The 271-nt window shown below is 50.2% G+C and carries 1 protein-coding gene; it reads right to left on the bottom strand.

All coding sequences use genetic code 11. The features are described from left to right. Window positions 1-181 (bottom strand): hypothetical protein (locus tag AAEY83_RS15190; protein WP_351060213.1); only part of this gene is annotated, 181 nt, incomplete at its 3' end. Between the last annotated feature and the right edge of the window lie 90 nt (window positions 182-271).

Genomic DNA, 271 nt, shown 5'->3' on the forward strand with positions numbered 1-271 from the left:
GGTTGAGATATTCGCGCCAGGCGCGGATCGGTGTTGCGCCATCAACGATTCGACTTACCACCTCATGGGGAATCAGATCGGGCTGTATTTTCTGTGCGACATATTGAGCGTAGGGGATAACCACGAATGCAGGATTACCCTCGGCGTCATTGATGATTTGAACGTCAGTAGGTGCGTTCATCACGTTTTTTGACCTCTTGAATACTGACCACTTTGATTGCGCCATCCCAGTCGAACATGACTCGATAATTGCCGACACGCAGTCGGTAAG

It is taken from the genome of Psychrobacter sp. TB20-MNA-CIBAN-0197 (assembly GCF_040309765.1).
Taxonomy (GTDB): Bacteria; Pseudomonadota; Gammaproteobacteria; order Pseudomonadales; family Moraxellaceae; genus Psychrobacter; species Psychrobacter submarinus.